This window comes from Inquilinus sp., from assembly GCF_057815775.1.
Genome location: NZ_JBYRFX010000747.1, coordinates 1 through 6,972, shown reverse-complemented (window position 1 = coordinate 6,972; position 6,972 = coordinate 1). Strand labels below are relative to the sequence as shown.

General features: G+C 68.3%; 9 protein-coding genes. 6 read left to right on the top strand and 3 right to left on the bottom strand.

What is annotated here, in order from left to right:
• Both AC3XYG_RS26260 and AC3XYG_RS26255 read left to right on the top strand, forming a co-directional pair.
• Positions 1 to 621 (top strand): ATP-binding cassette domain-containing protein (locus AC3XYG_RS26260; RefSeq protein ID WP_489142825.1); only part of this gene is annotated, 621 nt, incomplete at its 5' end.
• 74 nt (positions 622 to 695) lie between these two features.
• The gene (locus tag AC3XYG_RS26255) at positions 696 to 1,304 is read left to right on the top strand and encodes a beta-class carbonic anhydrase (protein ID WP_489142824.1); all 609 of its coding nucleotides are present in this window, start codon (positions 696 to 698) and stop codon (positions 1,302 to 1,304) included.
• A 133-nt stretch (positions 1,305 to 1,437) separates the two neighbouring features.
• Here AC3XYG_RS26255 and AC3XYG_RS26250 read toward each other — a convergent pair whose 3' ends face one another.
• On the bottom strand, positions 1,438 to 2,631 hold the full coding sequence (locus AC3XYG_RS26250; RefSeq protein ID WP_489142823.1) for an acetyl-CoA C-acyltransferase: 1,194 nt from the start codon (positions 2,629 to 2,631) through the stop codon (positions 1,438 to 1,440).
• 118 nt (positions 2,632 to 2,749) lie between these two features.
• On the opposite strand from AC3XYG_RS26250, the gene AC3XYG_RS26245 reads away from it, so the two are divergent.
• Positions 2,750 to 3,886 (top strand): cupin domain-containing protein, encoded by a 1,137-nt coding sequence (locus AC3XYG_RS26245; protein ID WP_489142822.1) that lies wholly within the window; start codon positions 2,750 to 2,752, stop codon positions 3,884 to 3,886.
• Between the two features lie 101 nt (positions 3,887 to 3,987).
• The gene (locus AC3XYG_RS26240) at positions 3,988 to 4,383 is read left to right on the top strand and encodes an OmpA family protein (RefSeq protein ID WP_489142821.1); all 396 of its coding nucleotides are present in this window, start codon (positions 3,988 to 3,990) and stop codon (positions 4,381 to 4,383) included.
• Between the two features lie 147 nt (positions 4,384 to 4,530).
• Here the strand turns inward: AC3XYG_RS26240 and mscL are convergent, their stop codons facing one another.
• Positions 4,531 to 5,142: a large conductance mechanosensitive channel protein MscL gene (gene mscL / locus AC3XYG_RS26235; protein ID WP_489142820.1), complete on the bottom strand. Its 612-nt coding sequence runs from the start codon at positions 5,140 to 5,142 to the stop codon at positions 4,531 to 4,533.
• A 56-nt stretch (positions 5,143 to 5,198) separates the two neighbouring features.
• Here mscL and AC3XYG_RS26230 point away from each other — a divergent pair, with 56 nt between their 5' ends.
• Together AC3XYG_RS26230 and AC3XYG_RS26225 are read left to right on the top strand one after the other, a co-directional pair.
• Complete coding sequence (locus AC3XYG_RS26230) at positions 5,199 to 5,732, top strand: gamma-glutamylcyclotransferase family protein (protein WP_489142819.1); 534 nt, start codon at positions 5,199 to 5,201, stop codon at positions 5,730 to 5,732.
• Between the two features lie 58 nt (positions 5,733 to 5,790).
• Positions 5,791 to 6,120 (top strand): hypothetical protein, encoded by a 330-nt coding sequence (locus AC3XYG_RS26225; RefSeq protein ID WP_489142818.1) that lies wholly within the window; start codon positions 5,791 to 5,793, stop codon positions 6,118 to 6,120.
• Between the two features lie 22 nt (positions 6,121 to 6,142).
• Here AC3XYG_RS26225 and AC3XYG_RS26220 read toward each other — a convergent pair whose 3' ends face one another.
• Complete coding sequence (locus AC3XYG_RS26220) at positions 6,143 to 6,673, bottom strand: DUF1003 domain-containing protein (protein WP_489142817.1); 531 nt, start codon at positions 6,671 to 6,673, stop codon at positions 6,143 to 6,145.
• Positions 6,674 to 6,972 lie beyond the last annotated feature (299 nt).

The following is a 6,972-nucleotide window of genomic DNA, read 5'->3' as shown; positions in this document are numbered from 1 at the left end:
TCGACCTTCGCCCTTCTGCTGTTCCGCTTCTACGACCCCAGCGCCGGCCGCGTCCTGCTGGACGGGCAGGATCTGCGCGACCTCACCCAGGCGTCGCTGCGCGGCGCCGTCGCCGTGGTGCCGCAGGACACGGTGCTGCTGAACGAGACGCTGCGCGACAACATCGCCTTCGGCCGGCCGGACGCGACGGATCAGGAGGTCGAGGCCGCGGCGCGCATCGCCCAGCTCGACCGCTTCGTCGCCGGGCTGCCGGATGGCTGGGACACGCTGGTCGGCGAGCGCGGGCTGAAGCTGTCGGGCGGCGAGAAGCAGCGCGTCGCCATCGCCCGCGCCGTGCTGAAGCAGCCGCGGCTCTTCATCTTCGACGAGGCCACATCATCCCTGGACAGCGCCACCGAGCAGGCGATCCAGGAGCGGCTGGCCGAGGCGTCGCGCGGCACCACCACCCTGATCATCGCCCACCGGCTGTCGACCGTGGTGCATGCCGACGAGATCCTGGTGCTGGACCGCGGCCGGATCGCCGAACGCGGCGCCCACGCCGTGCTGCTGGCCCGCAACGGCCTGTACGCCGCGCTGTGGCGCCGGCAGCACCACGAGGTGATCGAGCCGGCCGCCGAATAATTCACGCCGATATACGCGGGTACCGGAATATTCTACACTCGCCATGAACGCCGAGCCGCCACGCGAGGCATGCCATGAGCACGATCGTCGACGAGGTCCTGCGCGCCAACCACTCCTACGCCGCCGAATTCGGGGACAAGGGCAAGCTGCCGCTGCCGCCCGGCCGCGGCTTCGCCATCCTGACCTGCATGGATGCCCGGCTGGACCCGGCCAAATATGCCGGGCTGGCCGAGGGCGACGCCCATGTCATCCGCAATGCCGGCGGCCGGGCCAGCGACGACGCCATCCGGTCGCTGGTGATCTCGCACAAGCTGCTGGGCACCAATGAGTGGTTCGTCATCCACCACACCAATTGCGGTATGGAGCTGTTCACCGGCGAGGTCATCGCCGACCTGCTGGACGACAGCCTGGACACCGCGCAGCTGACCGCCGAGGGCTGGCGCAACCCCGGCCATGACCATGCCGGGCACGATCACTCGCATGGCGCCCCCGATGGCCACTACATCAACTGGCTGACCATCCGCGACCAGGCCGCCAGCGTGACCGAGGATGTCCGCCGCATCCGCGGCCACCGGCTGGTACCGCGCGACATCCCGATCCACGGCTACATCGACGACGTCACCAGCGGCCGGCTGATCGAGGTGCCGGAGGCCGAGGTGGCGGGGAAGGCGGAGGCCAAGTAGGACGGACTTCGCCAGCGTCGTTCCACATTCGGACGTCATCCCCGCGAAAGCGGGGATCTCACGACCGTTCGACCGGCGGGAGATTCCCGCTTTCGCGGGAATGACGGACGGGAAGCGGGGACGAAGCTTCCCGTCAGGCCGCCACCCGCTCGATCGCCACGGCCGTCGCCTCGCCGCCGCCGATGCACAGGGCGGCGACGCCGCGCTTAAGCCCATGGGTCTGCAACGCGTTCAACAGGGTGACCAGGATGCGCGCGCCGGACGCGCCGACCGGGTGGCCCAGGGCGCAGGCGCCGCCATGGACGTTGACCTTGTCGTGCGGCAGGTCGAGGTCGCGCATCGCCGCCATGGTGACCACCGCAAAGGCCTCGTTGATCTCGAACAGGTCGACATCGCCGGCCGCCCAGCCGGTCTTGGCGAACAGCGTCTCCATCGCCCCGATCGGCGCGGTGGTGAACCAGGCCGGCGCCCGGGCGTGGCTGGCATGGCCACGGATCTCGGCCAGCACCGGCAGGCCCCGCCGCTCCGCCTCCGACCGGCGCAGCAGCACCAGCGCGGCGCCGCCGTCGGAGATCGAGCTGGAATTGGCCGCGGTCACCGTGCCGTCGGGCCGGAAGGCCGGCTTCAGCGTCGGGATTTTCTCCGGCCGGGCCGTGCGCGGCTGTTCGTCGGTCGACAGCAGCGTCTCACCGCCGCGGCCCTTCACCGTCACCGCCGCGATCTCACGGGCGAAGGTGCCGTCCTCCGCCGCCTTGCGCGCCCGCTCCAGGCTGGTCAGGGCGAACTGGTCCTGCTGCTCGCGGGTGAACTGGTAGTGCCGCGCCGTGTCCTCGGCATAGGTGCCCATCAGCCGGCCCGGCTCATAGGCGTCCTCCAGCCCGTCGAGGAACATGTGGTCCAGCACCCGGCCATGGCCCATGCGATAGCCGCTGCGGGCGCGGTCGAGCAGATAGGGCGCGTTGGTCATGCTTTCGAGACCGCCGGCGACGCCGATGCCGATCGACCCGGCGGCGATGGCGTCGTGGATCTGCATCACCGCCTTCATGCCGGAGCCGCACATCTTGTTGACCGTGGTGCAGGGCACCGCATCGGGCAGGCCGGCGCCGCGGGCGGCCTGGCGCGCCGGCGCCTGGCCCAGCCCGGCCGGCAGCACGCAGCCCATCACCACCTCGTCGACGGCATCGGCGGCCAGGCCGGCGCGCTCCAGCGCCGCACGGATGGCGACGGCGCCGAGTTGCGGCGCACGCACATCCCTGAGCTCGCCCTGGAAGCCGCCCATCGGGGTCCGGGCCGCGCCGGCGATGACGACGGGATCATTCGCACTCATGACATCCTCCGGTGTCTGATTGGAGCGGATGCTAGCACGGCGGAGGTGCCGCTGGGCGAGGACGGATCGACCCGGTACAGTGCGCGCCCATCGTCACCATGACCGAACCGCCGCACCCATGACCGATCCCCTGCTCGGCGGCCTGTCCGCCGCCGAATTCCTGGCCCGCCACTGGCAGAAGACGCCGCTGCTGATCCGCCAGGCGATCCCGGGCTGGACCAGCCCGATCACGCCGGACGAGCTGGCCGGGCTGGCCTGCGAGGATGGGGTCGAGAGCCGGCTGGTCACCCGCCGCCGCGGCAAATGGGCAGTGCGGCACGGCCCGTTCGACGAGGCCGATTTCGGCAAGCTGCCGGCGCAGGACTGGACCTTGCTGGTCCAGGGCGTCGATCTGTGGGAGCCGGAGGTGGCGGCGCTGCGCGACCGCTTCCGCTTCGTGCCGGACTGGCGGCTGGACGATGTCATGGTCAGCTACGCCCCGCCGGGCGGCGGCGTCGGCGCCCATGTCGACCGCTACGACGTGTTCCTGCTGCAGGGCCTCGGCCGGCGGCGCTGGCGGATCGGCGGTGCCGCCGAGATCCGGCCGGCCTGGCTGCCGGACCAGCCGTTGCGGCTGCTGGCCGATTTCACCCCGGCCGAGGAATGGGTGCTGGAGCCGGGCGACATGCTGTACCTGCCGCCGGGCTGGGCCCATGACGGCGTCGCCGAGGATGACTGCCTGACCTTCTCGATCGGTTTCCGCGCGCCCGGGGTGGCCGAGCTGGCCGGCCGCTTCGCCGCCGCCATCGGCGATGTCGATGGCGATGAGCGACGCTATGCCGACCCCGACCTGGTGCCGCCCGGCAACCCCGGCGAGATCCCGGATGCGGCGATCGAGCGGGTGCGCGCCCTGCTGGCGGCGAAGCTGGACGACCGGCGCTTCCTGGCGGGATGGCTGGGCGGGCTGCTGACCGAGCCGAAGGAGGAGCGCGAGGCGCCGCCGCCGCGCAAGCGCCGCCCGTCCGGCGCGCTGAAACGCGCGATCGGCAGCCGCCTGGCCTTCGCCCGCGACGGCGCCGATGTCACCCTGTTCGCCGACGGCGAATCTCATCCGGCACCGGCGGGCGTCGCGGCCGAAACGGCGGTGAGTCTGTGCGGCGACGGCCGGCTGGCGGCGGACCAGGCCAAGGCCGCCTGGGCCGATCCGGCCGCGGCAGGGCTGCTGGATGCGCTGCTGGCACAGGGCGTGGTCGAGCCGGCCGGCAAAAACGGTTGAGATCAGCCATTTTTTACAGCGGGACGGGGCGGAACCGCTTCCATCGGCGAGGCGGGTCAGGCAATGCTTCCCGACCAACAACAAAACTGAACAGGTCGATCATGCCGATTGCAAGCCGTCGTGCGCTCCTGGCCCTGGCCGCCATCGCCGTCCTGGCCGCCTGCGCCCCCAAGGCGGGCGGCGCCTACGGCATCTTCTTCAAGGATGAAAGCGCCACGCTGACGCCCGCCGCGCAGAAGCTGATCGCCGATGCGGCGGCGGAAGCGAAGAACTGGAACCCGAAGTCGATCAGTGTCGACGGCTTCGCCGGGACCGCCGGCCCGCGCGACACCCATGAGGCGCTGTCGGTCAAGCGGGCCGAGACGGTGGCCGCGGCGCTGGTGGCCGACGGCGTGCCGTCGACCCTGATCCATCGCGTCGAAGGCCATGGCGATGCCGGCGCGCTGCCCGGCGTCACCGTCGGCGAGCGCCGCGTCGAGATCAAGCTGAACTACTGAACGAAGTCGGGCCGGCTGGTCACGAAGACCAGGCCGGCCCTTCCCCGTTTTTGTCATTGCCGGGGCTTGACCCGGCAATCCAGAGGCTGTCGACATCCTCTGGATGCCCGGATCAAGTCCGGGCATGACAGGATGGGTGCATACGGCTCAGCGCGGCGCGCGCAGGGCGTCGCGGATTTCCTGCAGCAGCACTTCGCTGCGCGGCGGCGCGGCCGGCGCCGCTTCCGGCTTCTTCATGAAACGGTTGACCTGCTTCACCAGCAGGAAGATCGCGAAGGCCACGATCAGGAAGTTGATGATGGCGTTGATGAAGGCGCCGTAATTGATCGTCGCCGCACCGGCAGCCTTGGCCGCAGCCAGGGTGTCGTAATGGGTCGACGTCAGGTTAATGAAGTAACTCGAGAAGTCGACACCGCCGAGCAACACGCCGATCGGCGGCATGATGATGTCGTTGACCAGGGATGTGACGATCGAACCGAAGGCCACGCCCATGATGATACCGACAGCCAAGTCGATGACATTGCCGCGGGCAATGAAGGACTTGAATTCCTGAAACATCCGCTGCCCCCAAAGTCTCTGTTGGTGGCCGATGATGGCCGCGACATAAAGATATATATCCAATTGCCACCGGGTTACAGCAAAACCGCAAAACCCCCTGAGACGGCGTCGAAAACCCGCATTTGGCAGCCCAATGAACTGGCGGTAAATCGCCTTGACTTTCAGCACGGCAGGATCAAATTGCGCCCCCTGCTTCAGCAATTTCGGGTCACGCCAGGGAACAACGGCGGCCGCCCGGTCCGGAAAGGAAACGACCGATGCGCCTGTTCTTCTTCGGCACGCTCCTGGACCCAGAGCTATTCGCGCTGGTGATCGGCCGGCCGATGGCGGACTTTCCGACCCGGCCCGCAGCCCTGCCCGGGCGGCAGCGCCACAAGGTGCGGGGTGAGAGCTACCCGATCCTGGTGCCGCAGCCGGACGGCGCGGTCGAAGGGTTGCTGGTCGAGGGCTTTAGCACCGCCGAGATGGAGCGGATGCAGTTCTTCGAGAGCGACGACTACGCGCTGCAGCAGGTGACCGTGGCGCTGGCCGATGGCAGCCGCGTCGACGCCCAGATCTACGCTACGACCGGCGCCCTGCAGGACACCGGCGAGCCCTGGCATCTCGAAGCCTGGCAGGCGACCGAGAAGCCGCGCACGCTGATGCACCACGAAGCCTACATGTCGCTGTACGGCAAGATGAGCAGCACCGAGGCCGCCTCGCGCTGGCCCGAGGTCAAGGCCCAGGCCGACCGGCGCTATGCCGAGGCCCGCGCCGAACGGCACTTCGCCGAGCGCCGCCGCCCTCGCTGAGCCGGAACCGGAGCGGCGTCATCGTTCTCAGGTCGTGGTCACCGAAGGATGTCGGGACATGCGTCAGACGATCGAGCAGACGTGCCATGCGCTGGGACTTGCCCTGCCGAGGCGGATCGGTGGCCAGCTCTCGTCCGAAGAGCTGAAGCATCTCTTCAAAGATGCTCCAGCCGGCATTCACCTTTGGATCACAAACGACTTCCATGAGGTGGTCGCCCGGATCCCGCCGGACCGTTGCTTTCACTTCTGGAAATCCGAGGTTCGGCAACGGCTGATGGAAGAAGGCGGTTTCGTGAGAGAGGCATGGCCGGAGCGCTATGCCTATCTCGCGCAACGATGGGAGTCACCGTTCGAAGAGCCGCTCGTCGAACTGATGCGCTGCGAATAGGCTTCGCGCCGCTGAGCCGACGTCAGGCCGTCGGAGCCGGGGGCGTAGCGCCCTGCCCTTCCGCCGCGTCCAGCCGCTGCAGCAGCAGTTCCACTGCGCGGGTCAGGCGGACCACCTCCTGCTCGCGCAGCAGGTCGATCTTCTGGTGCAACTGCTCGATCTCCAGCTCCGCCTTGATGTTGATGCGGTAGTCGCCCTCGGCGTTCCGCCGGTCGATCGCGGCCTGCCGGTTCTGGCTCATCATGATGATCGGCGCCGAATAGGCGGCCTGGAACGACAGCGCCAGGTTCAGCAGGATGAAGGGATAAGGGTCCCAGGCCTGGATCCAGCCGACCAGGTTCAGCACGATCCACAGCGCGAGCAGGACGCTCTGGATCACGATGAACGACCAGGACCCGACCGTCTCGGCAACACTGTCCGCCAGCTTCTGGCCGAAGGTCCCGGCCTCGGGCACCGGCTTGCGCGCCCGGCTCGGCTTCTGCCGCCGCAGGTCGTGCAGCAGCTTCTCCTCCTCCGGGGTCAGGACCATGGTCTGATGCGCGCGCTGGGTCATGATGGTTTTCCTGATCGGCGACCTCATCACCGGACCGGACAGCCGGACGGCACGAGACAATCCAGCCTAGCGCATGCGGGGGCTGGGACCTCTCCAAGCTCTCCACTTCCGTCACTGAGCTGCAAGGTAATCAGGCTCAGTGTTTGCACTCAGCACAATGCTTTATGCAGGCCTAGATGATACGTCTCTGATGTATTCTGGGGTCTAATACTGGGAGAATCAAATCCTGACCTGACTGGCTCTTGTGGGATTTAACACGCTACGGGTTTTGCACCTCGACAGCTACCTAAATGCTGCCC